Origin of the sequence: Actinokineospora guangxiensis (genome assembly GCF_042657845.1) — a bacterium.
GTDB classification, from domain to species: Bacteria; Actinomycetota; Actinomycetes; order Mycobacteriales; family Pseudonocardiaceae; genus Actinokineospora; species Actinokineospora guangxiensis.
Genome location: NZ_JBHSKF010000003.1, coordinates 425,655 through 451,180, shown reverse-complemented (window position 1 = coordinate 451,180; position 25,526 = coordinate 425,655). Strand labels below are relative to the sequence as shown.

The 25,526-nt window shown below is 72.5% G+C and carries 22 protein-coding genes, 1 tRNA gene, 1 pseudogene and 1 riboswitch; of the genes and pseudogenes, 11 read left to right on the top strand and 13 right to left on the bottom strand.

The genetic code is table 11. The features are described from left to right. The first annotated feature begins 47 nt into the window (after positions 1-47). Positions 48-434: a tetratricopeptide repeat protein gene (locus ACFPM7_RS08870; RefSeq protein ID WP_378245811.1), complete on the top strand. Its 387-nt coding sequence runs from the start codon at positions 48-50 to the stop codon at positions 432-434. A 12-nt stretch (positions 435-446) separates the two neighbouring features. Here ACFPM7_RS08870 and ACFPM7_RS08865 read toward each other — a convergent pair whose 3' ends face one another. The 7 genes from ACFPM7_RS08865 to mfd all read right to left on the bottom strand — a co-directional run bounded on the left by ACFPM7_RS08865 (position 447) and on the right by mfd (position 11,323). Further along, positions 447-1,232 carry a lytic transglycosylase domain-containing protein gene (locus tag ACFPM7_RS08865; RefSeq protein ID WP_378246331.1) on the bottom strand — a complete coding sequence of 262 codons (786 nt, stop codon included), beginning with the start codon at positions 1,230-1,232 and terminating at the stop codon, positions 447-449. Between the two features lie 78 nt (positions 1,233-1,310). Beyond that, complete coding sequence (locus ACFPM7_RS08860) at positions 1,311-2,120, bottom strand: class I SAM-dependent methyltransferase (RefSeq protein ID WP_378245809.1); 810 nt, start codon at positions 2,118-2,120, stop codon at positions 1,311-1,313. A 51-nt stretch (positions 2,121-2,171) separates the two neighbouring features. After that, entirely contained in the window at positions 2,172-5,411 is a 3,240-nt protein-coding gene (locus ACFPM7_RS08855; RefSeq protein ID WP_378245807.1) for a S41 family peptidase, read from the bottom strand. A 40-nt stretch (positions 5,412-5,451) separates the two neighbouring features. Beyond that, complete coding sequence (locus ACFPM7_RS08850) at positions 5,452-5,622, bottom strand: hypothetical protein (RefSeq protein WP_378245805.1); 171 nt, start codon at positions 5,620-5,622, stop codon at positions 5,452-5,454. Positions 5,623-5,705: 83 nt separating this feature from the next. After that, positions 5,706-6,644: a nucleoside triphosphate pyrophosphohydrolase gene (locus tag ACFPM7_RS08845; protein WP_378245803.1), complete on the bottom strand. Its 939-nt coding sequence runs from the start codon at positions 6,642-6,644 to the stop codon at positions 5,706-5,708. Continuing rightward, on the bottom strand, positions 6,641-7,651 hold the full coding sequence (locus tag ACFPM7_RS08840) for a SurA N-terminal domain-containing protein (protein WP_378245801.1): 1,011 nt from the start codon (positions 7,649-7,651) through the stop codon (positions 6,641-6,643). The genes ACFPM7_RS08845 and ACFPM7_RS08840 overlap by 4 nt, the downstream gene beginning before the upstream one ends. A 90-nt stretch (positions 7,652-7,741) precedes the next feature. Further along, positions 7,742-11,323, bottom strand: coding sequence for a transcription-repair coupling factor (gene mfd / locus ACFPM7_RS08835; RefSeq protein WP_378245799.1), 3,582 nt, complete (start codon positions 11,321-11,323; stop codon positions 7,742-7,744). Between the two features lie 289 nt (positions 11,324-11,612). Between mfd and ACFPM7_RS08830 the strand changes: the two genes are divergently transcribed. From ACFPM7_RS08830 to ACFPM7_RS08820, 3 genes are all read left to right on the top strand, one after another. Continuing rightward, entirely contained in the window at positions 11,613-12,203 is a 591-nt protein-coding gene (locus ACFPM7_RS08830) for a hypothetical protein (RefSeq protein ID WP_378245797.1), read from the top strand. Positions 12,204-12,298: 95 nt separating this feature from the next. Next, positions 12,299-12,556, top strand: coding sequence for a hypothetical protein (locus tag ACFPM7_RS08825; RefSeq protein ID WP_378245795.1), 258 nt, complete (start codon positions 12,299-12,301; stop codon positions 12,554-12,556). A gap of 344 nt (positions 12,557-12,900) precedes the next feature. After that, the gene (locus ACFPM7_RS08820) at positions 12,901-13,398 is read left to right on the top strand and encodes a hypothetical protein (RefSeq protein WP_378245793.1); all 498 of its coding nucleotides are present in this window, start codon (positions 12,901-12,903) and stop codon (positions 13,396-13,398) included. Here the strand turns inward: ACFPM7_RS08820 and ACFPM7_RS08815 are convergent. Then, positions 13,385-14,560: a PQQ-dependent sugar dehydrogenase gene (locus ACFPM7_RS08815; RefSeq protein ID WP_378245791.1), complete on the bottom strand. Its 1,176-nt coding sequence runs from the start codon at positions 14,558-14,560 to the stop codon at positions 13,385-13,387. The genes ACFPM7_RS08820 and ACFPM7_RS08815 overlap by 14 nt on opposite strands. Before the next feature lie 77 nt (positions 14,561-14,637). Between ACFPM7_RS08815 and ACFPM7_RS08810 the strand changes: the two genes are divergently transcribed. Next, complete coding sequence (locus tag ACFPM7_RS08810; RefSeq protein ID WP_378245789.1) at positions 14,638-15,399, top strand: enoyl-CoA hydratase/isomerase family protein; 762 nt, start codon at positions 14,638-14,640, stop codon at positions 15,397-15,399. Between the two features lie 87 nt (positions 15,400-15,486). Here ACFPM7_RS08810 and ACFPM7_RS08805 read toward each other — a convergent pair. Then, positions 15,487-15,747 (bottom strand): annotated as a pseudogene (locus tag ACFPM7_RS08805) (Scr1 family TA system antitoxin-like transcriptional regulator); the annotation flags it as partial. A gap of 77 nt (positions 15,748-15,824) precedes the next feature. On the opposite strand from ACFPM7_RS08805, the gene ACFPM7_RS08800 reads away from it, so the two are divergent. Beyond that, the gene (locus ACFPM7_RS08800; RefSeq protein ID WP_378245787.1) at positions 15,825-15,965 is read left to right on the top strand and encodes a hypothetical protein; all 141 of its coding nucleotides are present in this window, start codon (positions 15,825-15,827) and stop codon (positions 15,963-15,965) included. Here ACFPM7_RS08800 and ACFPM7_RS08795 read toward each other — a convergent pair. The 4 genes from ACFPM7_RS08795 to ACFPM7_RS08780 all read right to left on the bottom strand — a co-directional run bounded on the left by ACFPM7_RS08795 (position 15,962) and on the right by ACFPM7_RS08780 (position 20,318). Then, on the bottom strand, positions 15,962-16,942 hold the full coding sequence (locus ACFPM7_RS08795) for a ribose-phosphate diphosphokinase (RefSeq protein ID WP_378245785.1): 981 nt from the start codon (positions 16,940-16,942) through the stop codon (positions 15,962-15,964). The genes ACFPM7_RS08800 and ACFPM7_RS08795 overlap by 4 nt on opposite strands. Continuing rightward, on the bottom strand, positions 16,939-18,387 hold the full coding sequence (glmU, locus tag ACFPM7_RS08790) for a bifunctional UDP-N-acetylglucosamine diphosphorylase/glucosamine-1-phosphate N-acetyltransferase GlmU (protein WP_378245783.1): 1,449 nt from the start codon (positions 18,385-18,387) through the stop codon (positions 16,939-16,941). Before glmU ends, ACFPM7_RS08795 begins: the two co-directional genes overlap by 4 nt. 78 nt (positions 18,388-18,465) lie before the next feature. After that, positions 18,466-20,202: a GGDEF domain-containing protein gene (locus ACFPM7_RS08785; RefSeq protein WP_378245781.1), complete on the bottom strand. Its 1,737-nt coding sequence runs from the start codon at positions 20,200-20,202 to the stop codon at positions 18,466-18,468. Between the two features lie 45 nt (positions 20,203-20,247). Beyond that, positions 20,248-20,318 (bottom strand) — tRNA-Gln (locus ACFPM7_RS08780). A gap of 314 nt (positions 20,319-20,632) precedes the next feature. Between ACFPM7_RS08780 and ACFPM7_RS08775 the strand changes: the two genes are divergently transcribed. The 5 genes from ACFPM7_RS08775 to ACFPM7_RS08755 all read left to right on the top strand — a co-directional run bounded on the left by ACFPM7_RS08775 (position 20,633) and on the right by ACFPM7_RS08755 (position 25,493). Further along, positions 20,633-21,559, top strand: coding sequence for an acyl-CoA desaturase (locus tag ACFPM7_RS08775; RefSeq protein WP_378245779.1), 927 nt, complete (start codon positions 20,633-20,635; stop codon positions 21,557-21,559). Between the two features lie 103 nt (positions 21,560-21,662). After that, positions 21,663-22,262 carry a TetR family transcriptional regulator gene (locus ACFPM7_RS08770; RefSeq protein WP_378246329.1) on the top strand — a complete coding sequence of 200 codons (600 nt, stop codon included), beginning with the start codon at positions 21,663-21,665 and terminating at the stop codon, positions 22,260-22,262. After that, on the top strand, positions 22,259-23,098 hold the full coding sequence (gene rsmA / locus ACFPM7_RS08765) for a 16S rRNA (adenine(1518)-N(6)/adenine(1519)-N(6))-dimethyltransferase RsmA (protein ID WP_378245777.1): 840 nt from the start codon (positions 22,259-22,261) through the stop codon (positions 23,096-23,098). The genes ACFPM7_RS08770 and rsmA overlap by 4 nt, the downstream gene beginning before the upstream one ends. A gap of 115 nt (positions 23,099-23,213) precedes the next feature. Then, a riboswitch (SAM riboswitch) is annotated at positions 23,214-23,302 on the top strand. 201 nt (positions 23,303-23,503) lie between these two features. Beyond that, entirely contained in the window at positions 23,504-24,511 is a 1,008-nt protein-coding gene (locus ACFPM7_RS08760; protein WP_378245775.1) for a methionine ABC transporter ATP-binding protein, read from the top strand. Between the two features lie 16 nt (positions 24,512-24,527). Continuing rightward, positions 24,528-25,493: a 4-(cytidine 5'-diphospho)-2-C-methyl-D-erythritol kinase gene (locus tag ACFPM7_RS08755; protein WP_378245772.1), complete on the top strand. Its 966-nt coding sequence runs from the start codon at positions 24,528-24,530 to the stop codon at positions 25,491-25,493. The last annotated feature ends 33 nt before the right edge of the window (positions 25,494-25,526 follow it).

Here is a 25,526-nt window from a genome sequence, read left to right as displayed (position 1 = left end):
GTTGCCTGTCGAGGAACACGCTGTGTGCGCGTACTGTTGAGCGGACCATGAGCCAGGACGCCGAGAGCACCTTCGCCGCGTTCCGCCAGGCGGAGCACTTGGTCGAGCAGCGCAGGCCGCTCGACGCCCTCGCGGCGCTCGGCCCCGTGCTGGAGGCCGAGCCGAACTCCCCGTCGGTGCAGCTGCTCGCGGGCCGCGCCTACCTCGGCTCCGCGCAGCTGCGGCGCGCCGAGGCCGCGTTCGAGCGGGTCATCGAGCTGGACCCGACCGACCACTACGCGCGGTTCGCGCTGGCCAGGGCTCTGCAGCGGCAGAGCAGGCTGGAGGAGGCGCAGACCCAGCTGCGCATCGCCGTGGCGATGAACCCCGCGCCGGAGTACCAGGAGGCCTACGGCGAGGTCTCCGCGCGACTGGCGGTCGAGCGCGACCGCTGAGGCCCGGGGTGATCAGGGGCCGTTGACGCGGGAGTAGGCGTCGGCGCCGGAGTAGACGTCGCGGCCGTAGCGGGTGGAGCGGTTGTAGGTCAGGACCGCTTTCCACCAGCCCTCGCCGGTGGCCAGGTCGCCACCGCTGGCGCACAGGTAGCGGGCGGCGGTGAGGGTGGCGTCGTCGATGTTCTGCGGGTCGGCGGGGACGCCGTCGGCGGTGGCGCGTTGGGACCAGCGGGCCCAGGTGGTCGGCAGGAACTGCATCGGGCCGACGGCGCGGTCCCAGCGGGTGTCGCCGTCGAGGCGGCCGCCGTCGGTGTCGGGGATGGCCTTGACGCCCGGGGAGCCGTCCAGCGGGATGCCGATGATCGGCTTGGTCAGGCCGCCGTCGGGGTTGACCCGGCTGCCCGCGTAGTGGCCGTGGTGGGACTCGACGCGGCCGATGCCCGCCAGCGTGGTCCAGGTGATGTTGCAGCCGGGCACGGCGCGGTTGGTGGCCTGCTCGGCGTTGACGTAGGCCACCAGCGTGCGGGCCGGGATGTCGGTGATCGCGGCGAACCGGTCCGCCCAGGCGGTCAGCTCGGCGGGGGGCGGGGCCGGGCGGCCCTGCGGCGCCGCCGAGCCCGGCTCGACGTCCAGGGCGGCCACGGTGAACGTCGCGCGCTCGGAGCGGGGCGCGGGGCGGTTCGCCAGCTCGACGGCGACCAGCCCGGCCCCGCCGAGCACGGCGACCGCCCCCACGGCGGCGAGCCGCCGCAGGTTGCGGCGGGGGCGCGGGGTCCGGGGCGGGTCGGCGGTGAGCATGTCGGCCACGAACCCAGGCTACGTGTCCGCGGACCGCCGGGGGTGGCCGCGGGCCGGGCAGGGCCCGGTCCGCGCAGGTCAGGACTTCACGGCGCGCAGCGCGTAGAGCAGCGGTAGGCGCGGGGCGGAGTCGGGCAGCCGGTGCCAGACGCCGCCGACGCACTCCATCGACTCCCACCGCTTCCACGGGATCTCCGGGGTCTCGCGCAGCAGATCGATGCGCAGGCCCGCGCCGATCAGCGCGGTGACGACCTCGGCCAGGCTGTGCCGCCACTCGAAGTACCCGGGCGAGCCGGGCACGGTCGGGCCGTCGGTGTAGGTGTAGGTGCCGTCCACGGCGACCGCGCCGCGGCCGGGCAGGTAGTCGTCGATGACCGTCAGGGTCTCCTCGCCGGTCGGGATGAGCCCGAGGGTGTAGAGCACCGGGTGGAACTCCACGAGGTAGAGGAAGCCGCCGGGGCGCAGCAGTGCGGCGACCTGCTCGGCCCACTTGTCGACGTCGGGCACGAAGACCAGCGCGCCCTTGCCGGTGTAGACGACGTCGAAGCGCTCGCGGCCCAGCGCGTCGGCGGCGTCGAACACATCGGCCCGGACGTAGGAGATCGCGGGCTCAACACCCGCCGAGTCCGCCCGCGCCGCCTCGATCGACGCGCCGGAGATGTCCAGGCCGGTGACCCGCGCCCCGCGCTGGGCCAGTGCCTTGGTCTCGCTGCCGATGTGGCACTGCAGGTGGGCGACCTCGCGCCCGGTCAGCTCGCCGAGGTCGTCCCACTCGTGCGGGGCGAACCAGGCGGCGGGCTCCTGGGCGTAGAACGCGCTGGCCACGTGGATCGGCGTGCGCGCGTCCCAGTTGACCTCGTTGGCCCTGATCATCGCGGAGGTGTCCATGCCCATGATCTTGCCCGTGGAGACGCGGGGTCTCCACGGGCAAGATCCGCCTCAGCCCAGCGGCGGGATGTCCGGCGGGGTCAGCGCGGGCCGCTCGGCCAGCGCGTCGAGCGCGATGCGCACGGCGGTGTCCAGCTGCGGGTCGCGGCCCGCGGCGTGGTCCTGCGGGGTGATCGGCACCTCGACGTCGGGGTCGACGCCGTGGTTCTCCACGCCCCACTCGTAGCCCTGCATCCAGGTGGCGTACCGGGGCTGGGTGACGAGCGTGCCGTCGATCAGCCGGTACCTCATGTCGATGCCGACGACGCCGCCCCAGGTGCGGGTGCCGACGATCGGCCCGATGCCCAGGGCCTTGATCGCGGCGTTGACGATGTCGCCGTCGGAGCCGGAGAACTCATCGGCGACGGCGACCACCGGACCGCGCGGCGCGTCGGCTGGGTAGGTCTCCAGGTAGTAGTCGTCGCGGGCGCGGCCCCAGCCGACGATGCGCCGGGCCAGCTTCTCGATGATCAGCTGCGAGAGGTGCCCGCCGCGGTTCTCCCGCAGGTCGACCACGATGCCCTCGCGGCGCATCTCCATGCGCAGGTCGCGGTGGAACTGCGCCCAGCCGCTGGCGATCATGTCCGGCACGTGCAGGTAGCCGACCCTGCCGTCGCTGGCGGCGTGCACGTGGGCGCGCCGGTCGGCCACCCACGCCTGGTAGCGCAGCGGCTCGTCGTCCAGCAGCGGCTCGACCACCACGCGGCGCACCGAGCCGCCGTCCCTGGGGGTGACGGCCAGCTCGACCGGCTTGCCCGCGGTGCCGACCAGCAGCGGGGCCGGGCCGCGCAGCGGGTCGACCGGGCGCCCGTCGACGGCGGTGATCGCGTCGCCCGCGCGCACCGCGACGCCGGGGGCGCGCAGCGGCGAGCGGGCCCGCGGGTCCGAGCTCTCGCCGGGCACGACCCTGGTGATCCGCCAGGCGCCGTCGGCGTCGCGCTCCAGGTCGGCGCCGAGCAGGCCCAGCCTGCGCCTGCTGTCGCCGCCGGAGCCCGCGGGCATGACGTAGGCGTGCGAGGTGTCCAGCTCGCCCTGGACCTCCCACAGCAGGTCGACCAGGTCGTCGTGCGAGCCGAGGCCGTCCACCAGCGGGCGGTAGCGGTCCAGGACCGCGGTCCAGTCCTTGCCGCCGAGGTCGGCGCGCCAGAAGTGGTCGCGCATGAGGCGGCCGTTCTCGTCGAACATCTGGCCCCACTCCGCCGGGGGGTCCACCCGCACGCGCACGCGGCCGAGGTCGACGGTGACGTTGTCCTCGGAGCGGTCGTCGGAGTCGGCCTTGCGGTCGGCGGGGACCACGCGCAGGGCGTGGCCGTCCTTGACCACCAGGCGCTGCCCGTCGCCGCTGGGCCACACCTCGTCGAAGCCGTCGACCAGGGTGTCGATCTTGAGCTTGGCCAGGTCGAAGCGCTCCAGCACCGCGCGCGGCTCGGACTCGCCGAGCACGTCGAGGTCGTCGCCCAGGGAACCGGTGAGCGGGTCGCGGCGCCACAGCACGCCGCCCTTGGCCGCCCACAGCCCGGAGAAGCGGGCCGCGGGCACGGGGAAGGCGACGACCCGGTCCTCGATGCCCTCGACGTCCACGGCGGTGCGCGGGGTCTTCTCCTCGTCGCCGTCCTCGCCCTTGCCGTCGGAACCGTCCTTGCCCGACTTGTCCGAGTCCTTGTCCTCGCCGAAGGACCTGCCCTCGCGCAGCGGGGCGAACGGCGACGGGGTGGTCGCGGCCAGCGGCACCAGGTAGGGCCGGGTTCCGTTGGCGAAGGACAGGTCGAAGACGTGCACGTCGTAGATCGGGTCGAAGCTGCGCGCGGACAGGAACGCGATGTGCTTGCCGTCGGCGGTGAACGCCGGGTCCCAGTCGGCGAAGCGCAGCGGCGTGACGTCCACGACGGACAGGTCGGTGGTGTTGACCATCCTGATGTGGCGCAGCGGGTCCGGGCCGGGGTGCGACCAGGCCAGCCAGGCCGAGTCCGGGGAGAACACCAGGCCGGTCGGGTCGCCCTCGGTGGCGCGGGCGACCTCGCGGACGTCGGCGGTCCCGGAGTCCGCGGCGCCGACGAGCAGCAGCCTGCCGTCGTGGGTGGTCAGCCCGACGCGCTTGCCGTCGGGGGAGGCGACCAGCTCCAGCACCCTGCCCAGCTCGCCGAGGCCGACCCGGCGCGGGGTGGCGCCCGGCTCGACCCCGGTGGCCGGGGCGAACTCCAGGGCGTCCTCGCCGTCGACGTCGGTCACCCAGACCACGCGGCCGGTGTCGCCGAGCACGCGGGGCAGCCGCCCGCGCACGCCGTCGGCGACCGACAGCGCGCGCACGGGGCCGTCGCGGTGGGTCAGCCAGTGGATGGTGCCGCGCACCTCCACGACGCTGGCCCGCCCGGTCTTGTCCGGGCAGGCATCGGTCAGGTGCGGGCCCGCCGAGACGTGCTTGACCTGGCGCGAGACCCGCGGGCCGCCGAGCCGGATGTCGATCTCGCGGGGCGCGGCGTCGAGGTCGTCGTGCACCCAGATCCGCCCGGCCCGGTGGTAGACGACGCGCTCGCCGTCGGAGGCGGCGTTGCGGGCGTAGAAGTCGGTGTGCTCGGAGTGCTTGCGCAGGTCCGAGCCGTCGGGCAGGCAGGAGTAGAGGTTGCCGGTGCCGTCGTGGTCGGAGAGGAAGGCGATCCGGCCGCCGACCCACAGCGGGGACTGCAGGTTGCCGTCTACTTCGGACAGGATGCGGGTGAACTCGCCGTCGCCGTCGGCGTCGACCCAGATCTTGCCCGCCGTGCCGCCGCGGTAGCGCTTCCAGTGGGCGGGCTCGCGGCTGTAGACGCTGCCCATGACCACGGCGCCGTCGTCGGTGATGTCGACCTCGCCGACGTGGCCGTAGGGCAGGCGGGTCGCGGGCGAGCCGTCGGTGGGCACCGCGTACGCCCAGGTGCGCGAGCGCGACGCCTGCCCGGTGGCCGAGGTGGCCAGCACGTCGCCGCCGGGCGTCCAGCCGCGCACGGTGGTGCGCAGGTCGCCCCAGTAGGTCAGCCGCTCGCTCGGGCCGCCGTCGACCGGTGCGAGGTGCACCTCGGGCTCGACGTCGCGGTTGCTGCGCCAGGCGATGGACGTCCCGTCGCGGGACAGCCGCGGGTTGGCCGCGGGCACCTGGTCTGCCGACACGCGCCAGGCGCGGCCCCCGGTGACGGGCGCCAGCCAGACGTCGTCCTCGGCGACGAACGTGATCAGGTCGTGGCGCACATGGGGGAATCTCAGGTAGGCGTCAGTCACCCTGCCAAACTAGTCATCCGCGACGCTCCGCGGATGATGTTTACCGGCCCGCGAGACCGATGAGGCCCGTCAGCCCGGCCCAGACGTCGACCACGTGGCCCGCGCCGGCAGGCTCCGCCTTGGGGGTGAAGGGCGGGGGCAGCACCTGGGCCGAGGCGTGCGCTCCACCGAGGGTGACGAGGGCAGCGCAGGAAGCAACAACAACGAACATTCGACGCACGGAAACTCCCAAAACTGAGCGGTTGGGCCTCAGTGTGCGCCGGGGTTTAGCGGAATGAATCAGCCAAATGGCCGCTATTTGGGCCAGTGGGTGTGCCACTCGTCTCCGGTCATGCTGTCCAGGCCTGCCGCCTTGGCGGATGCCTCCGCGGCGCGGACGTCGCGCGCGAAGGCGCGGGCCACCGCGCGCAGCTCGCCCTCGGGGTCCTGGCCCGCGAGCTTGGCCAGCGCCGCGATGTCGAAGAGCCGCGCGCCCGGCGAGCCGCCGGCGGGCAGCAGGTCCGCGGGCAGGCCCGCGCGGGCGGTGCGCTGGGCGAGCTTGGCCGCCAGCGCGAGCGCGGGCTGCCCGAGCGCCACGCCGTCCACACTGGACTCGCGGCGCTTCTCGTCCTGCTTGAGCTCCTCCCAGCGCTTCTCCTGGGAGCGCGCGTCGCGCACGGCCGGATCGCCACCGGCGAACACGTGCGGGTGGCGGCCGACGAGCTTGTCGACCAGACCCGCGGCCACGTCGTCGACGCCGAACGGGTCGGTCGGGTCCTCCTCGGCCACGCGGGCGTGGAAGAGCACCTGGAGCAGCACGTCGCCCAGCTCCTCGCGCAGCGCGGCGCGGTCGCCGTCCTCGATGGCCTCCAGCAGCTCGTAGCACTCCTCGACCAGGTACTGGCGCAGCGAGTCGTGGGTCTGCTCGGCGTCCCACGGGCAGCCGCCCGGCGAGCGCAGCCGGTCCATCACCCGCGCGGCGTCGAGCAGGCGCGCGCCGGGGGTGGCATAGAGCGGGACGCCGTCGGCGAGCATCGTCTCGGCGAGCGGGACGGAGAGGTCGTCGGTCAGCAGGACGACTGAACCGTCGCCACCGCCACCGCCAACGCCACCGCCACCGCCATCACCCCCAGCAGCGGCGAAGACCGGGTCTACCCCGCCCGCGATCTCCACCCGGGCCGCCGACCGCAGCAGCGGCAGCGCCTCGACCGGGACCGTGCCGCCGCGGACCAGGACGACCGCGGAGTCGGTCACGGCTTGGCCGCGCCCTCGGCCATCGGCACCACGAAACCGGCCGTCTCGGCCGCACTGGGCGCCACGCCCATGGCCCCGATGTCCCACACGCCGTAGCGGGGGCTGATCGTGACGCCGACCTGGTCGACCAGCGGCTGCAGCAGGCGCGGGCCGAGGGCGGTGGCCAGCCGCGGGTCCTGCGCGGCGCTCGGGTCGGGCTCGGCGTCGGTGGAGCGCCCGGTGACCACGGCGACCACCCAGAGCGCCTGCTCGGCGCTCGGCTGGAAGCCGATGACATTGCCGACCGGGGTGCCGTAGATGAGCGTCCCGGCGATGCTGGGGTCCGCCGACGGGGTGAACTTCTGCGCGGTCATCGCCTGGCCGCCCGCCTGGATCTCCTCCTGGAAGACCGCCGCCGCCTGCTCGGGCCCGGCCGCGAGCCGCTTGGCCAGGTCCTCGGCCTTGCCGCGCAGCGACCCGGTCGGCTCCTCGGGCCCGCCCGGCGCGAGCACGATGTAGTCCATGGTGACCTCGAGGGTCGGCGCCGCCTGCTGGCCGAGCTTGAGCTGGAGCAGGTAGTCCTTGGCCAGGACGGTCGGGTCGATGACCTTGTTCACCGCCTGCTGCACGATGATGTCGGCGGTGACCGACCCGTCGGTGGGCAGCGGCTGCAGCGACTCGGAGAGCTGGCGGGACAGCTGGCCGACCTGGCCGGAGTCGACGGTGATCCCGTTGTCCCTGGCGTAGGTCTCCAGCAGCTCGTGGGTGACCAGCTGCTTGAGCACCGCGCGCGAGAGCAGGTCGAGCTTGCGCTGGTCGGCGAGGACCTTCGCGGCGGGCTCGGCCTCCACGGCCTTGCGGGTCAGCTCCTGGACCTGGTCCACCGTGATCGTCTTGTCGCCGACGATGGCCGCGGCGTTGACCTGGCTGGGGCCGGTCGAGCAGGCGCTGAGGACCAGCCCCACCACGGCGGACAGCAGCACGAGGCCGCGACGGCGACGGCGGGCGGAAGACATGGCAGCGGTCACAGTGGTGCAGCCTGCCATAACGGGTGACCGGCGATGACGACCACCCGTCCGGGTGAGGCTCGGCGGGACCGCTTGGACGGGCTGGGCGGGCTAGCCGACCGGGACCGGGCTGGCGGCCAGCGACTCCAGGAACTTCGCGCACCAGGCCAGCAGCTCGCGGTCGCGCAGCAGCGGGGCGCCCATCCGCCCGCCCGCCGCGCCCTCCGTCGGGCGGGGCACCGAGACGGTGTTGGTGACCGCCTTGTGCACGGCCCTCGGGTGCAGCCGCTTGAGCCGCACCAGCTGCGAGTCGCGCAGCGGCATCGGGGCGAAGCGGATCGCGCTGCCCTGGGTGACCGCCTCGGTGACGCCGTGCGCGCGGCACAGCTGGCGGAAGCGGGCCACGGCCAGCAGGTTGTCCACCGGCACCGGCGGCTCGCCGTAGCGGTCCACGAGTTCCTCGCGCACCGCGGCCAGGCCGTCGTCGTCGGTCGCGGCGGCGATCTTGCGGTAGGCCTCCAGCCGCAGCCGCTCCCCCGGCACGTAGTCGTGCGGCAGGTGCGCGTCGATGGGCAGGTCCACCCTGACCTCGGCCAGCTCGTCCTCGTCTTCGGTCCCGGGCGCGCCCGCGTGCTTGCGGAAGGCCTCGACGGCCTCGCCGACCAGGCGCACGTACAGGTCGAAGCCGACGCCGGCGATGTGGCCGGACTGCTCGGCGCCCAGGATGTTGCCCGCGCCGCGGATCTCCAGGTCCTTCATCGCCACCGCCATGCCCGCGCCCAGCTCGGTGTTCTGGGCGATCGTGGCGAGGCGGTCGTGGGCGGTCTCGGTGAGCGGGGACTCCGGCGGGTAGAGGAAGTAGGCGTAGCCGCGCTCGCGGCCTCGGCCGACGCGCCCGCGCAGCTGGTGCAGCTGGGCCAGGCCCAGCATGTCCCCGCGCTCGACGATCAGCGTGTTCGCGTTGGAGATGTCCAGGCCGGTCTCCACGATCGTCGTGCACACCAGCACGTCGTGCTCGCGCTCCCAGAACCCCTGGATGATCTTCTCCAGCCGGTCCTCGTTCATCTGGCCGTGCGCGGTGACGATCCGCGCCTCGGGCACCAGCTCGCGCAGCCGCCGCGCCGCCTTCTCGATGGAGGAGACCCGGTTGTGCACGAAGAACACCTGGCCGTCGCGCAGCAGCTCGCGGCGGATCGCGGCGCCGACCTGCTTGTCGTCGTAGGCGCCGACGTAGGTCAGGATCGGGTGGCGGTCCTCGGGCGGGGTGAGGATGGTCGACATCTCGCGGATGCCCGCCAGCGACATCTCCAGCGTGCGCGGGATCGGCGTGGCCGACATCGTCAGCACGTCGACGTGGGTGCGCAGCGCCTTGATGTGCTCCTTGTGCTCGACGCCGAAGCGCTGCTCCTCGTCCACGATCACCAGGCCGAGGTCCTTGTAGCGCAGCCCGGTCTGCAGCAGGCGGTGCGTGCCGATGACGATGTCGACGCTGCCGTCGGCCAGGCCCGCGACGGTCGCCTCGGACTCCTGGGCGTCGGTGAAGCGCGAGAGGCCCTTCACCGTGACCGGGAAGGAGTGCATCCGCCCGGCGAAGGTGTTGAGGTGCTGCTGGGCCAGCAGCGTCGTCGGCACCAGCACCGCGACCTGCTTGCCGTCCTGCACGGCCTTGAACGCCGCGCGGACCGCGATCTCGGTCTTGCCGTAGCCGACGTCGCCGCAGATGACCCGGTCCATCGGGACCGCGCGCATCATGTCGCCCTTGACCTCGTCGATGGCGGCCATCTGGTCGGCGGTCTCGGTGAACGGGAAGGCGTCCTCCAGCTCGCGCTGCCAGGGGGTGTCGGCGCCGAAGGCGTGGCCGGGGGCGGCCTGGCGGGCGGCGTAGAGCTGCACCAGCTCCGCGGCGATCTGCTTGACCGCCTTGCGGGCCTTGGCCTTGGTGTTCTTCCAGTCCGAGCCGCCGAGCTTGTTCAGCGAGGGCAGCTCGCCGCCGACGTAGCGGGAGATCTCGTCCAGCTGGTCGGTGGGGACGAACAGCCGGTCGCCGGGCTGGCCGCGCTTGGAGCTGGAGTACTCCAGCACCAGGTACTCGCGGGTGACCGAGCCGCCCGCCGGGTCCTTGACCGCGCGCTGGGCCATCTCCACATAGCGGCCGATGCCGTGCTGCTCGTGCACCACGTAGTCGCCGGGCTTGAGCGCCAGCGGGTCGACGGCGTTGCGCCGCCGCGAGGGCATCTTCACCGACATGTCCCGGGTGGACGTGCCGTGCCTGCCGCCGGTGACGTCGGCCTCGGTGAGCACGGCCAGCGCCCGGCCCGCGGCGGTGAAGCCGTCGTCCAGGCAGCCGCGCACCACCGTGACCAGGCCCTTGGCGGGCTCCCCGCGCAGGCCGTCCTCGGCGAACACGGCGGCCACGTCGACCTCGGCGAGCTGCTCGACGGCGCGCTGCGCGGTGCCCTGACCGGGCACGACCAGCACGGCCGCGCCGCCGGCGGCGGTGTGGGCGCGCAGGTCGGTGAAGGCGCGGGTGATGTCGCCGCGGTAGTTCTCCACCGGCTTGAGGTCGATGTGGTGGGCCTCGCCGGTGGTCAGCTGGCTCAGCGTCCACCACGGGTGCTCGGTGTCGCGGGCGTGCGCGGCGATGTCGCCGAGGTCGCGGTAGGCCGAGGCGCCGAGGTCGATGGGCGCCTTGCCGCCGCCCGCGGCGGCCATCCAGGAGGCCTCCAGGAACTCCTGGCCGGTGCGGACGAGGTCGTGGGCGCGGGTGCGGATCTTCTCCGGGTCGTTGAGCAGCACGTGCGCGCCCGCCGGGAGGACGTCGGTGAGCAGCTGCATCTCACCGGGGCACAGCGCCGGGATCAGCGCCTCCATGCCCTCGACCGGGATGCCCTCGGCGAGCTTGGTCAGCATCTCGTGCAGGTGCGCGTCGGACTCGTGCAGACCGGCCAGCGCGGCGGCGCGCTCCTTAACCGCGTCGGTGAGCAGCAGCTCCCGGCACGGCGGCGCGACGACCGAGCCCAGCTCCCCGGGCAGCGAGCGCTGGTCGGCGACGGCGAAGGCGCGGATCTCGGTGACCTCGTCACCCCAGAACTCCACCCGCACGGGGTGCTCGGCCGTCGGGGGGAACAGGTCGACGATGCCGCCGCGCACGGCGTACTCGCCGCGCTTCTCGACCATGTCCACCCGCGCGTAGGCCAGGTCGGTGAGCCTGATCAGGGTCTGCTCGAAGTCCGACTCGCTGTTGACCACCAGGTGCACGGGCGCCAGCTCGCCGAGACCGGGCGCCATCGGCTGGATCAGGCTGCGCACGGTGGAGACGACGACCTTGACCTGCCCGTGCTCGTGCTCCTCGGGGTGGGCGAGCCTGCGCAGGATCTCCAGCCGCCGCCCGACGGTGTCCGCCCGCGGGGACAGCCGCTCGTGCGGCAGCGTCTCCCAGGACGGGAAGTTGACGACCTTCTCCGGCCCGATCAGGTCACCGAGCACGGCGGTGAGGTCGTCGGCCTCCCGCCCGGTCGCGGTGACCGCCAGCACGGCCTTGTCCGCGGCGGCAAGCGCGGCCACCACGAGCGGTCGCGCGGCGACGGGCCCATCGATGGACAGCGACCCGGCCCCGGCCGCGTCCACGACGGCGGCGATGGAGGGGTCGTGCAGCACGGATTCCAGAAGCCCACTGAGCGGAGCCTTCGACACGGGGATTCCCTCTTCGGTGCGCGGACGCGGACAGACCCCTGCCCGGGACTGGCCGCCTCCGTCAGGGGTTGCGCACCCAGCCTACGCGTCACCCAACTGTGTCAGACGTCGAACCACCAAAACTAGCGTTTCGCGTTATGGGCTGTTTCGCATGCGGAGAAACAGTTCGGAACACGAAATACTACTGGTCAAGGCCGTAGAGAGACTGCAATCCGTACTCCCTCCTGGCTGGGATGCAACCTTCTCAGAGGACGCGGCGGGCGGCCGACGAGCAGACGGCCTCCTCACCGTGCGAAACGGCTCAGGCCATACGGCGCACTACGTCATCGAGTCCAAGCTCACGTCCGTCTCGAACTCGAACGTGATCAACCAGTTGCTCGCGGTGCGAGGAACCACCGAGTTGCCGGTCATCTTCGTGACCGAGTACGTCAATCCCGCGCTTCGCGCGGCTTGCCAGGACAACGGGTTCAGCTACCTCGACACTACGGGTTGGGTACACATCACTCACGAGAACCCGCCACTGCTGATCCGTCTGGACGGCGCACAACGGCCTCCGAGACCACGCGGCAACCAGGCGACGACCCGGTTGAACGGTCCGGCCGCGGGACGAGCAATCCGCACGCTGCTGGAGACGACCCCTCCGATAGGCATCCGAGAGCTGGCTCAGCTGGCGACGAGCAGCCCGGCCGCTGTGTCGAAGGTGATGCCCGCGCTGGCCTCCGCAGGCGCGGTCGAGAGGGACGAGACTGGAGCCGTCGTGCGCGTTCGACGCCGTTCGCTGTTGGAACGCTGGACGGCCGACTACCGCTTCACCAGCACGAACAGCGTCACGTTCGACTACCTCGCCCCACGGGATTGCCCCACCTGCTGGCGAGGCTGAGCGGCCGCGACGACATCTGTGTCACCGGTTCCCCCGCCGCACGGCACTACCTTCCGGTGTCGGCCACATCCGTGATTCCGGTGCTGTTGGCACCCGTGTACGCAGCAGACCCACAGACCCTCGCGGACCAGCTCAAACTCGTCCGGACAGGCAGGGAAAGCAGCAACGTGATCATCACGACACCGCGAGACAAGACACTGCTGGCCGTCCAAGAGTTCACCGCGTCCGGCCTGCCTGTAGCCCCGCTGGGGCAGGTGCTGGCTGACCTCCTCACCTTACCGGGCCGCTTCGCACAAGAAGCAGACCAACTTATCGACCACCTCGGCCGAACTGACCCGGACTGGAGCGAGTAGATGACCTATGCCGCCGAGTACATCGCTGCCCGAACCGTTCTGCTGGACGCACTCACCGCGCTTCACTAACACCTCGACAACCTGATCCTGGTCGGTGCACAGGCGGTGTACGTGCACACAGGCCAAGGCGATCTGGCGCAGCCACCGATGACGACGGATGCTGACCTGGCTTTGAACGCCTCCACACTCGCGGCCGACCCCGAGATATGCGCGGCGCTGGTGAGTGCGGGCTTCTCCGTCGGCGACAATCCGGGAAACTGGAGGTCGGAGAACGACATCGCGGTGGACATCATGGTCGTCCCCCACCAAGCGGCACCGCCAGGCGGGGAGCGCGCGCTGCCCGATTGGCAGGGCACGAGCGCCCCGCGGCCCGCATCACCGCCGGCCTGGAACCCTCCCTGGTCGACAACGCGCCGCTCCTGCTGACCAGCTTCAGCGAAGAGGACATCCGGGAGTTCACGTTGCGAGTGGCAGGTCCAGCCGCCTTGCTTGCCGCCAAGGCAGTCAAGATCGGCGAGCGGCTGAAGGACGCGGAAGCGGGTCGCGCGGATCGGGTGAAGGAGAAGGATGCCCTCGACATGTTCCGCCTGCTTCAGGCCACAGACACCGAATCACTGGTCGAAGCGATCACCCTGCACACCGCCGACCCGCATGCGAAGCCAACGACTCAGCGCGCCCTCCAAGTCCTGAAGGCACACGGAACAACCGTCTCCGGCGTCCTCCCGGCGCTCGCCACCACTGCCGCTGGGGGAGATCCGGTGGTAGCTCCGAGCTTCGTGGCCTTGGTCGACGAGCTTGTTGACGCGCTGTCCTCGGCCTGCCCGCAGCTCACGCTGGCGTGATCTTGAGGAGTTTGTCGTTCTCGCCGTTGGAGGTGGTCACGTACAGCGCCCCGTCCGGGCCGGTGCGGGCGGCGCGGAGGCGGCCGAAGGTGTCCTTGAACTCGTCGGGGATGGCGACTGAGGTGACGTCGCCCGCCTCGGAGAGGGTGAAGATCATCAGTTTGGCGCCGCGCAGGGCGGTGGCGACGAGGGCGCCGTTGAGGTCGCCCCACTGGTCGCCGTCGAGGAAGGTGACCGCGCAGATGGCTTCGGTGGTGTCGCCGGACTCCCACTTGGCGGGGACGGCGTCGGGGAAGCGCTGGAGGTCGGTCATGGGGACGTCTTCGTCGTAGCCGTCGACGGTGCCGCCCTGGGACGGGTCCCAGCCGTAGTTGCCGCCGGGGACGACGAGGTTGATCTCGTCGTTCTTGTCCGGGCCGTGTTCGGCGGTGAAGACCTGGTCGGTGCCGGGGCGCAGGGCGATGCCCTGGATGTTGCGGTGGCCGTAGGTGAGCACGCGGGAGGCGGGGTCCGGGTTGTCCTGCAGGGGCTCGCCGGTCTTGAGGTCGACGCGCAGGACCTTGCCGCCCAGGCTGGCGCGGTCCTGGGGGACCTCGCCGCGGGCGGCGTCGCCGGTGCCGACGAGCAGTTCGCCGTCGGGGCCGATGGTGGGGCGGCAGCCGGAGTGCCTGCCGGAGGAGGCGGTGGGCAGGCCGGTGACGAGTTCGCGGACGCGGGTCGCGGTGGTCTCGTCCTCGGTCAGGCGCCAGGTGACGACGCGGACGTCGGCGGGTTGGCCGTTCTCGGTGTGGTTCTGGCAGGTGGTGAACTCGCGCGAGGTGGCGAAGTCGGGGTGCACGACCAGGCCCATCAGGCCGCCCTCACCGCCGACGGCGACCGAGCCCAGGTCGGCCTTCAGCTCGGTGACCTGACCGCCGGAGACCAGGGCGAGGACTGCGTTGCGCTGGCTGACCAGCAGCTTGCCGTCCGGCAGGAAGCCGACGTCCCAGCCGTGGGTGAGCCCGCTGGCCACCTCCTCGACCACCAGCCGGGGAGCACCGGCCTGCGTCGGGGTCGCCGCCGCGCCCCCCGACGACGGCGCGGGGACGCGTCCCGTCTCGGCGGAGGAGGTGCAGGCCGACGCGGCCAGTGCAGCCGCCGCAACTACAACGAGAGCGCGCATGCCGTCCAGTATGTCCGGCTCAGCGTGTGGCCGCCGTCTCGCGCCGCCAGGTGCGCATCGCGGTTACGGTGACCGGCGTGCATCTCGTGCTGACGACCGACGGCCCGGTGGCCACCCTGACCATCGACCGCCCCGCCAAGCGCAACGCGCTCAGCTACGACATGTGGGCGGCGATCCCGGGCATCGTGGAGTCGGTCGCCGCCGACGAGGCGGTGCGGGTGCTGGTGATCCGGGGCGGCGAGCACTTCTCGGCCGGAGCCGACATCAGCGAGTTCACCTCCCTGCGCCGCGACGCCGACGGCGCCCGCCGCTACCAGGTCGCCATCCACGCGGCGACCTCGGCGCTGGTGTCGCTGCCCAAGCCGACGGTCGCGGCCATCACCGGCTTCTGCATCGGCGGCGGCTGCGAACTGGCCCTGGCCTGCGACCTGCGCCTGGCGGCCGACGACGCGCGCTTCGGGATCACCCCGGCGAAGCTGGGGATCGTGTTCAGCCTGCCCTCGACCAAGCAGCTGGTGGATGTCGTGGGACCGGCGTGGGCCAAGCAGATCCTGTACTCCGGCGAGATCGTGGACGCCGCGACGGCCCTGCGCATCGGCCTGGTGAACGAGCTGCACGCGCCGTCGTCGCTGGAGAAGCGGGTCGGGGAGCTGGCCGAGGTGATGGCCTCGCGCTCGCAGGTGACGATCAGGGGGGCGAAGGCGATCGTCGGGCGGATCGTGGAGGGAGCGGTGGCCGAGGACGCGGCGGTGCTGGCGCTGTACGAGGGTTCGGTGAACAGCGCGGACTACGCCGAGGGAGTCGCTGCGTTCCTGGAGAAGCGGACGCCCAGGTTCTAGAACCGCTTGGCGGCGGCGATCAGGAACGCACGTCGACGGCGAGGGGGGCGACGGGGTTCTTGGAATCCCGAACGGCACCGGACGCGACCTCGACAACGATCTCGATTGGCGCAACTGCTCCACGGCCACCTCGGGGCCGCCGATGTCCTGGCAGAGCGCGCTGTGCCCGACCAGCGCGAGGAGCGTGGCGGGCTTCGGGCGGGTGATCACGTTCCGCCGACCGATGCGGATGGCCACCCGCGCGGCGATCTCGGACTTGGGCACGCCACCGGCGTTCATGATCGCGCGGATGGTGTCGTTGGTCTGGAGCAGGCCCGGGATGATCAGCGGCGCCATCTTCGCGATGCCCGTCGCGTTCTGCGGCCGCCGTCGAGGCGTGCCTGCCGGGGCTCAGCCGAGCGCCATGGATCGGCGAGGACTGTGCGATGTCCTACACGCGCAACGCCGACAACGAGGTCGAGATCCTCTTCGGTGGCCACCTCGACGGCTTCGAGCTGATCGTCCCGGAGAACGCCATCGCCCGCCTGGCCGAGTCGGCCAAGCGGGCGATGGAGGAAACAGCCTAGGCGTCGCCGTCGAAGAGGCTCGTCACCGAGCCGTCCTCGAAGACCTGCTGGATGGCGCGCGCGAGCAGCGGGGCGATCGACAGCACCGTCATGCCCGGGAAGCGCTTGTCCTCCCCGATCGGCAGCGTGTTGGTGAAGATGACCTCTTTCGCGCCGCAACCGGACAGCCGCTCACGCGCGGGGCCCGACAGCACGCCGTGGGTGGCGGCCATGACGACATCCGAGGCGCCCTCGTCCAGCAGCTGGTGCACCGCCTTGGCGATGGTGCCGCCGGTGTCGACCATGTCGTCGATGACCACGCACAGCCGCCCGCGCACCTCGCCGACCACGCGGTTGGCCACAACCTCGTTGGGGCGCAACGGGTCGCGGGTCTTGTGGATGAACGCGATCGGGGTGCCGCCGAGGTCGTTGGCCCACTTCTCGGCGAGCTTGGTGCGGCCCGCGTCCGGGGAGATGACCGTGATGTTGTCGGCGGAGTAGTTCTCCTTGACGTAGCGGGAGAGCAGGGTCTGGCCGAAGAGGTGGTCGACCGGGCCGTCGAAGAAGCCCTGGATCTGGGCGGTGTGCAGGTCGACGGTCATGATCCGGTCGGCGCCCGCGACCTTGAACAGGTCGGCGATCAGGCGGGCGGAGATCGGCTCGCGGCCCTTGTGCTTCTTGTCCTGCCGGGCGTACGGGTAGTACGGCATGATCACGGTGATGCGCTTGGCCGAGGCCCGCTTGAGCGCGTCGACCATGAGCAGCTGCTCCATGACCCACTGGTTGATCGGCGCGCTGTGGCTCTGCATGACGAACGCGTCGCAGCCGCGCACGGACTCCTCGAACCGGACGAACGTCTCGCCGTTGGCGAAGTCGTAGGCCGACTGCGGGGTGATCGTGACGTTGAGGTGCTTGGCCACCTCCTCGGCCAGCTCCGGGTGCGCGCGACCGGAGAACAGCATCAGGCTCTTCTTGGGAGTACCCGACTTCGCGTTCATGACTGCCCTTCGCTCTCGTCCCGCTGCGCGTCCTTGGCCGACTGCGCGGCCTCGGCCGCCGCCGTCCCGGGCCGCATCCGCAGCACCCAGTCATCGATGTTGCGCTGCGGCCCGCCGCTCACCGCGAGCGCGCCCGGCGGCACGTTGCGCCGCAGGACCGTACCCGCCCCGCTGTACGCGCCGTCGCCGATCGTGATGGGCGCTACATACATGTTGTCCGACCCCATGCGCACGTGCGAGCCCACGATCGAGCGGTGCTTCTTGACCCCGTCGTAGTTGACGAAGACGCTCGCCGCGCCGATGTTGGACTGCTCGCCGATCGTGGCATCGCCCACATAGGACAGGTGCGGGATCTTGGACCCGGCGCCGATGTCGGAGTTCTTCACTTCCACAAAGGTGCCGATCTTGCCCTTGGCGCCCAGCGTCGTGCCCGGCCGCAGGAAGGCGAACGGGCCCACCGACGCGCCCGCGCCGATCTCGGACTCCGAGCCGTGGGTGCGCACCACCGACGCGCCCGCGCCGACGATCACGTCGGTGAGGGTGGTGTCCGGCCCGACGACCGCGCCTTCGCCGAGCGAGGTGGCCCCGCGCAGCTGCACGTTCGGCTCGATGACCACGTCGCGGGCCAGCGTCACGTCCTGGTCGATCCAGGTGGTGGCCGGGTCCACCACGGTCACGCCCTCGCGCATCCAGCGCTCGACGGTGCGCCGGTTCAGCTCCGCGCCCAGCTTCGCCAGCTGCACGCGGTCGTTGACGCCCTCGACCAGCCACGGGTCGGCGCACACCAGCGCGCCGACGCGGCGGCCGTCGCCGCTGGCGATGCCGAGCACGTCGGTCAGGTACAGCTCGCCCTGGGAGTTGTCGGTGGACAGCCGGGACAGGCCGTCGAGGAGCACCTCGGCGTCGAAGGCGTACACCCCGGAGTTGACCTCGGTGATGGCGCGCTGCTCGGCGGTGGCGTCCTTGTGCTCCACGATCCCCCGCACGGAGGCATCCGACGAGCGGATGATCCGGCCGTAGCCGGTCGGGTCGGCGACCGAGGCCGTCAGCACGGTGACCGCGTTGCCCTGCTCGGTGTGCGCGTCCAGCAGCGCGGCGAGGGTGTCGGTGTCCAGCAGCGGCACGTCGCCGTAGGTGACCAGGACGGTGCCGGTCAGCCCGGAGGGCAGCACCGACAGCCCGCACGCCACGGCGTGCCCGGTGCCGTCCTGGGTCTCCTGGACCGCGGTGGCCACCCCGTCGAGCGAGGCGAGGTGCGCGGCGACGGCGTCGCGGCCGTGGCCCAGCACCACCACCAGGTGCGCGGGCTTGAGACCGGCGGCGGCGCGCACGGCGTGCTCGACCAGCGGGCGACCGCCCACCGGGTGCAGCACCTTGGGCGTCGCCGAGCGCATCCGGGTGCCCTCCCCCGCGGCCAGCACCACCGAGGTCAGAGTTGCGGACATCGCACTCCCTAGCGTCGTGAACAGCGGCGGCGCGGGTCGACGCGGGGATTCCGGCGCGACTCCGGCCGGGTCACGATCCTACGTGGTCTCCGGCAGCGCCCACGCGGGGTCGTCGGCCTGCTCGTCGGGGGTGCCGACCACGTCGTCGGGCTCGCCCGCGCGGATGGCGACGATCCCGTTGCCACCGCGCCGCTTCGCCTGGTACATCGCCGCGTCGGCGCGGGCCAGCGCGCGCACCGCGGTCTCGTGGGGACGCAGCGCGACGACGCCGATGGACAGCGTCACCCCGTGCGAGAGGTCGTGCGGCAGGTCGGCCACGGCGGTGAGCGCGCGGCGCAGCGCGGCCTCGGCGGCGGCGAGCGGGGCGCCTGCCAGCAGCACGATGAACTCGTCGCCGCCGTAGCGGGCGACCATGTCGCTGCCGCGCAGCGCGTCGCGCATGGTGGCGGCCACGACGCGCAGCACGTCGTCGCCCTCGGCGTGGGACATGCGGTCGTTGACGCCCTTGAACCCGTCGAGGTCGACCAGGGCGATGGCCAGCGGGTGGTTGGTGGGGTTGCCCGCCAGCGCCTCCAGCCGCTCGTCCAGGGCGCGGCGGTTGGGCAGGCCGGTGAGCGGGTCCTGCAGGGCTTGGCGGGCGATCGCGCCGTGCATGCGGGACAGGCGCTCGTGCTCGCGGCGGGTGTTGAGGGTGGCGATGCGCGACTCGCGCATCTCCCACAGCTGGTTCTCCAGCTCCGAGGCGTAGTGCTCCAGGGCGCTGGTGGTGCGCTCGCCGCCGTCGGGCCCGGAGAGGCGGGCGTACTCGCGGATCAGGCACAGCCGCAGGGTCGGCTCGGAGGCGTCGTCGTACATGGCGCTGCGGGCGTCGTCGAGCACCGCCAGGGCCTCGTCGTCGCGGCCCTCGTACTCCAGGCACCGGGCCAGGGCGATCGCGGCGATGATCAGCTCGCGCGGGTAGTGCACGGAGTCGATCAGCCCCCGCAGCCGCTTGACGTGCACGCCGGAGGGGTGGGCCAGCGCCAGCGCCGCGCCGATGATCGGGTTCTGGTCGGCGGCGGGGCGGGTGGCGTCGCGCGGGAACAGCGACTCGCGGAAGGGCGCCTCGACGGCGACGGCGATCGCGGCGGCGGTGGCGAAGCGCTCGGCGGCGCGCTCGTCCTCGCCGATGCGCTCCAGCCGCAGCCCCCAGCCGATGAGCAGGCGGCAGCGGTTGATCAGGTGCACCGAGATCAGGTGCGGGCCCGCCGAGGCGCGGATGCACTTGTGCGCCCGGGTCATCACCTGGTCGGCGACCTCGTAGACGCCGAGCTGGGTGAGCACGCTGCCGATGTCCAGCAGCGTCGAGGCCATGATCATGTCCCAGACGCGCCCGCCGAGCATGACGTCGGGGGTGATGTCCTCGTCCAGCATGGCCAGGGCGACGGCGGCCTCGGTGAGCGCGGCGTCCTCGGCCCCGGCGATGAGCAGGCGGCGCCCGCGCAGGGCGTGCGCGTCGGCCTGGAGCACGACCAGGCCGTGGCGGCGGGTGTGGGCGAGCATCTCGTCCAGCAGCGGCTCGGCGGAGTCGGCGGTGTCGGCGTTGACCACCCGCACGGCGACCGCCGAGCGCAGCAGCTGGGCGACCATGCGCGGCTCGCCGCGGTGCTGGGCCTCGGCGAGGAGGCGGTCGACCTCGGTGGTGTGCCTGCGCCGCTCGGCGGCGGGGCTGGTCTGGATGATCGCGAGCAGTTCGCGGGCGCGCCCCACCAGCCAGGCGTCGGAGCGCTCCTCCAACGCGGGCAGGTCTGCCTCGTCCCGCTGCTCGGCGTCCACGTGCGTCGCTGCACCCCTTGGCGAGTTGGTGGGGGTTCCTCCGTGCTCCGCCGCCAGGATTCGAACCTGAACCATTGGAACCAAAATCCAAGGTGCTGCCATTACACCACGGCGGAACGCTCGGGCCCGGGGCCCGAACGCGGGCACCATCGTGGCACGGACAGGCGTCCGGGAGCACCAGGACCCGGGCGATTGGCCTCCGGTCGCGTCCGATCGGGTGTTACCGGCGTCACATGATCGTCGGCCGTGCGCACGCATCCGGCTCGGCCGAACGCGCTGCGTTCACCTGCGCGCGCGGGGCGCGGCATCCGGGTGGCAGGGACCACCGATTGCCATATGTCGTTCCCACCCCGTTTCCGCCTACGCTGGCGAAGGTTACGCAACCGTAGGCGAGGCTGCCCTTACCGGCGCCCGGCGCGAAAGGGAAGACATGACAGCCACCGTCGGCGCGGGCCCCCGGCCCATCATCGACGGCCAGCGGAACCTGGCCACCCGGATCGGCGTGTACGTCTTCGTACTGCTGCCGTTCGCCGCCCTCATCGCGGCCGTCCCGCTGGCGTGGGGGTGGGGCCTGACCTGGCTCGACGTCGCCCTCGCGGTGTTCTTCTTCTACTTCTCCGGCCTCGGGGTGACCGTCGGCTACCACCGCCTGTTCACCCACGGCTCGTTCAAGGCCAACCGGCCGCTCAAGATCATGCTGGCGGTCATGGGCAGCATGGCGGTGCAGAGCCCGCCGATCACCTGGGTCGCCGACCACCGCCGCCACCACGCCTTCTCCGACCGCGAGGGCGACCCGCACTCGCCGTGGCTGTTCGGCACCTCGCCGATGGCGCTGGCCAAGGGCTTCTGGCACGCGCACATGGGCTGGCTGTTCGACCACGACGTCACCAGCAAGCAGCGCTTCGCCCCCGACCTGCTCGCCGACCGCGACATCGTCCGGGTCAACAAGCTGTTCCCGCTGCTCACCGCGGCCACGCTGCTGCTGCCCGCGCTCATCGGCGGACTGCTGACCTGGTCGTGGTGGGGCGCGTTCACCGCGTTCTTCTGGGCCGGGCTGGTGCGCGTGGCGGTCCTGCACCACGTCACCTGGTCGACCAACTCGATCTGCCACATGATCGGCGAGCGGCCCTTCGCCAGCCGCGACAAGGCCGCCAACTTCTGGCCGCTGGCCATCCTCAGCTTCGGCGAGTCCTGGCACAACCTGCACCACGCCGACCCCACCTGCGCCCGCCACGGCGTGCTGCGCGGGCAGATCGACACCTCGGCGCGGCTGATCTGGCTCTTCGAGAAGTTCGGCTGGGCCACTGACGTGCGCTGGCCCACGCCGCAGCGGCTGGCCAAGATCTCGGCCAAGTAACCCGGGCCGGGCGGCGCGACTAGGCTGCCCGGGTGGAGCGGGGAGTCGGCCGAGCGACGCCGCGGGTACCGGAGCGGAGGTGCCCGGGGTGGCCCGCGTGCGCATGAGCGGCAGGGAGCGGCGCGAGCAGCTGCTCGACGTTGCCCGAGCCCTGTTCGCCGAGAAGGGCTTCGACGCCGCCTCGGTGGAGGAGATCGCGCACCGGGCCAACGTCAGCAAGCCGGTGGTCTACGAGCACTTCGGCGGCAAGGAGGGCATCTACGCGGTCGTCGTCGACCGGGAGATGCGCACGCTGCTCAACGGCATGACCGCGGCGCTGTCGGAGGACGCCCACCCCAGGCTGCTGCTGGAGCGCGCCGCGGGCTCGCTGCTGGACTACATCGAGGGCTCCACCGACGGCTTCCGCATCCTCGTGCGGGACTCGCCGGTGGCCACCTCGACCGGCACGTTCTCCAGCCTGCTCAACGACATCGCCAGCCAGGTGGAGCACATCCTCGGCGTGCAGTTCAGCAAGCGCGGCTACGACTCCAAGCTGGCCCAGCTCTACGCCCAGGCGCTCGTCGGCATGGTCGCGCTGACCGGCCAGTGGTGGCTGGAGGCGCGCAAGCCCAAGAAGGGCGAGGTCGCCGCGCACCTGGTGAACCTGGCCTGGAACGGACTGTCCAATTTGGAGGGCAAGCCCTCACTGAGGGAGCGTTCATGAAGCTGCTGGGGCCCGTCGAGATCCGCGGGCTCGCCGAGTCCCTCGGGGTGCGTCCGACCAAGAAGCTCGGGCAGAACTTCGTCCACGACCCCAACACCGTGCGCCGCATCGTCGCCGCCGCCGACCTCGCCGCCGACGACGTCGTGCTGGAGGTCGGGCCGGGCCTGGGGTCGCTGACCCTGGCGCTGCTGCCCGCGTGCGCGGCCGTGGTGGCCGTGGAGATCGACCCGGTGCTGGCGGCGCGGCTGCCCGCCACCGCCGCCGAGCACGCCCCGGAGCTGGCCGACCGGCTGACCGTGGTGCAGGCGGACGCGATGAAGGTCACCGAGCTGCCGGTGGCGCCGACGGCGCTCGTGGCCAACCTGCCCTACAACGTCGCAGTCCCGGTCGTTCTTCACCTGCTGGCCGCCGTTCCGACGCTGCGGCGGGTGCTGGTCATGGTGCAGGCCGAGGTCGCCGACCGGATGGCCGCGGGCCCCGGCGGGCGCGTCTACGGGGTGCCCAGCGTCAAGATCGCCTGGTACGCCTCGGCGAAGCGGGTCGCCACCGTGCCCAGGGCGGTGTTCTGGCCGGTGCCCAACGTCGACTCCGCGCTGGTCCTGCTGGAGCGCAGGGACACCCCGGACGCCGACCGCGAGGCCGTCTTCGCCGTCGTGGACGCGGCGTTCGCCCAGCGGCGCAAGACGTTGCGGGCGGCGCTGTCCGGCTGGGCGGGCTCCCCCGCCGCCGCCGAGGCCGTGCTCACCGCCGCGGGCGTCGACCCCGGCGCGCGGGGCGAGCAGCTCGCCGTCGGCGACTTCGTCCGGATTGCTCAGCGCGCCCATACCGGCCGGTAGTGGGCCGTTCGGGCCTCTCCGAGCACTCCGGGAGTGTGACGTTGCGAACGGTCCGGCTTAACCTGCCCTAACAGGCTTGCGCGACGGGCAGGACATCGGGTTAGCTCAGGTCAGCTATCCATCAGGAGCGGCCGAGAGACCTGGCTCTGTGACGCCGCAGCAACCACCCTCGCGGGCAGGTGCTACCGCCAGGACCGATGGAGGAGAACGAAATGGGCATCCTCACCCGCAGGCGGGTCATAGACGAGTGCAGGCGCACCGTGACCGGCTGTCGGCGAATGTGCGTATCCGGCTGATCCAGCCGAGTTCCGCCCCGCCGCCATCCCTTTAGGACACACCTCAGCCGCACCGCCGCGCGCCGACGCGCGCCGGGCCGCGGCACTCACGCCTGCCTGGAGCCAAGCCATGATCACGGTTGAGAACGCCACCAAGACCTTCTGGACCGACAGCGGCCAGGTCGTCGCCATCGACGACGTCAGCATCGACCTCGCCCCCGGCGCGATCACCAGCATCGTCGGACCGAGCGGCTCGGGGAAGTCCACCCTGGCCAGACTCGTCTCCCTGCAGGAGCGCCCGGACAGCGGCGTCGTCCGCGTCGAGGGCTACAACACCGCCTCGCTGGACCAGCGCCGCCTGCGCGCCGCCCGCCGCCGCATCGGCGTCGTCGGCCACGAGGAGCTGCTGCCGCAGCGCACCGCGGCGGGCAACATCGCGATGCCGCTGGAGCAGGCGGGCATCGACGGCCCGCAGCGCCGCGAGCGGGTCGGCAAGCTGCTGGACCTGATCGGCCTGACCGCGCGCGGCAACGCCCTGCCCGCCGACCTCACCGCGGGCCAGCGCGCCCGGGTGCAGATCGCCCGCGCCCTCGTCGGCGACCCCGGCCTGCTGCTGGCCGACGACCCCACCCACGGCCTCGACGGCGACGGCGCGGCGGGCGTGCTCGCCGTACTGGACCGCGCCCGCGGCGAGCTGGGCTCCACCGTGCTGGTCACCACCAGCGACTCGACCGTCGCGCGCCGCATCGCCGACGACGTCGCCCTGCTGGTCGACGGCCGCGTCGCCGACAGCGGCTCGGTGCTGTCGCTGATCCAGGACCCGACGAGCCTGGTCGCCGACGCGCTGCTGCCCGCCATCGACACCCCCGACTCGCTGCGCGCCCGCCACGACCGCATCGCCGAGGTCGTGCTGATCGGCTTCTCCGCCGTCGGCGCGCTGCTGCCGGAGGCCAGCGGCCGCTTCGGCACCGACGTCTCGGTCATCGGCGGCGGCCTGACCAGGGTCGGCGAGACCCCGGTGGCCCGCTTCCTGCTGGGCGTCTCCGGCCCGCAGGCGGAGTCGACGCTGTCCTGGATCCGCGAGCGCGGCGGCGTCGTCAAGCGCCCGGTGCGGGGCCCGGAGGGCATCGCGGCCTGACCCGTAGGCTGGTCGGGTGCTCGCTGTCGTCCCGCAACCGGTCACCGTCCGCGTGCCGTCCAAGGTCAATCTGCACCTGGCGGTCGGCGACGTTCGGCCGGACGGCTACCACGACCTGACCACCCTGTTCCAGGCGCTGTCGCTGACCGACGAGGTCACGGTGGCCATCGCCGACGAGCCCGGCGTCGAGGTGCTCGGCGAGGGTGCCGACTCGGTGCCGACGGGGCCGTCGAACCTGGCCTGGCGCGCGGTGCAGGAACTGGCACGCTTCTGCGGCCGCGACCCCGACGAACCCAGGGTGCGGGTGGTCATCCGCAAGGGCATCCCGGTCGCGGGCGGCATGGCTGGCGGCAGCGCCGACGCCGCGGCCACCCTCGTCGGCCTCGCCGCGCTGTGGCGGCTGGAGGTCACCCGCGACGACCTGGCGGGCCTGGCCGCCCGAATCGGCAGCGATGTCCCGTTCACCCTTTACGGCGGCACCGCATTGGGCACCGGACGCGGCGAGCGATTGGTGCCGGTGCTCGCCCGGCACACCTATCACTGGGTATTGGCATTCGACCGCCGCGGATTGTCGACTCCGACAGTATTCACCGAATTGGACCGCCTCCGCGTCGATGGCGACCCACCGCGCGCGGGCGCCGTCGAACCGGTCCTCGAAGCCCTTTCCACCGGCGACCCGCGCCAGCTGGCCCTGCTGCTGGGCAACGACCTGCAGGCCGCCGCGGTGTCCCTGCGCCCCGGCCTGCGCCGCACGCTGCGCGCCGGGGTGGGTGCGGGCGCGCTCGCGGGCATCGTCTCCGGCTCCGGCCCGACCTGCGCCTTCCTGTGCGAGGACGACACCGCCGCCCTGCGCGTGGCCGCCGAACTGGCGGGCGCGGGCGTCTGCCGCACCGTCCGCGTCGCCCACGGCCCGGTCCCCGGCGCCCGCGTCATCGGCGGCGAGGAGGCCCCCCGGCCGGTCCCGCCCGAGGTGCACGCCTAGGACCGCGGTGGGACGCCCGGCGGGCGCCCCACC

Coding starts and splice junctions, on each gene's coding strand:
- ACFPM7_RS08870 (WP_378245811.1), top strand. CDS start 48: ATGAGCCAGGACGCCGAGAGCACCTTCGCCGCGTTCCGCCAGGCGGAG.
- ACFPM7_RS08865 (WP_378246331.1), bottom strand. CDS start 1,232: ATGCTCACCGCCGACCCGCCCCGGACCCCGCGCCCCCGCCGCAACCTG.
- ACFPM7_RS08860 (WP_378245809.1), bottom strand. CDS start 2,120: ATGGACACCTCCGCGATGATCAGGGCCAACGAGGTCAACTGGGACGCG.
- ACFPM7_RS08850 (WP_378245805.1), bottom strand. CDS start 5,622: ATGTTCGTTGTTGTTGCTTCCTGCGCTGCCCTCGTCACCCTCGGTGGA.
- ACFPM7_RS08815 (WP_378245791.1), bottom strand. CDS start 14,560: ATGCGCGCTCTCGTTGTAGTTGCGGCGGCTGCACTGGCCGCGTCGGCC.
- ACFPM7_RS08800 (WP_378245787.1), top strand. CDS start 15,825: ATGTCCTACACGCGCAACGCCGACAACGAGGTCGAGATCCTCTTCGGT.
- ACFPM7_RS08795 (WP_378245785.1), bottom strand. CDS start 16,942: ATGAACGCGAAGTCGGGTACTCCCAAGAAGAGCCTGATGCTGTTCTCC.
- glmU (WP_378245783.1), bottom strand. CDS start 18,387: ATGTCCGCAACTCTGACCTCGGTGGTGCTGGCCGCGGGGGAGGGCACC.
- ACFPM7_RS08775 (WP_378245779.1), top strand. CDS start 20,633: ATGACAGCCACCGTCGGCGCGGGCCCCCGGCCCATCATCGACGGCCAG.
- ACFPM7_RS08770 (WP_378246329.1), top strand. CDS start 21,663: ATGAGCGGCAGGGAGCGGCGCGAGCAGCTGCTCGACGTTGCCCGAGCC.
- rsmA (WP_378245777.1), top strand. CDS start 22,259: ATGAAGCTGCTGGGGCCCGTCGAGATCCGCGGGCTCGCCGAGTCCCTC.
- ACFPM7_RS08760 (WP_378245775.1), top strand. CDS start 23,504: ATGATCACGGTTGAGAACGCCACCAAGACCTTCTGGACCGACAGCGGC.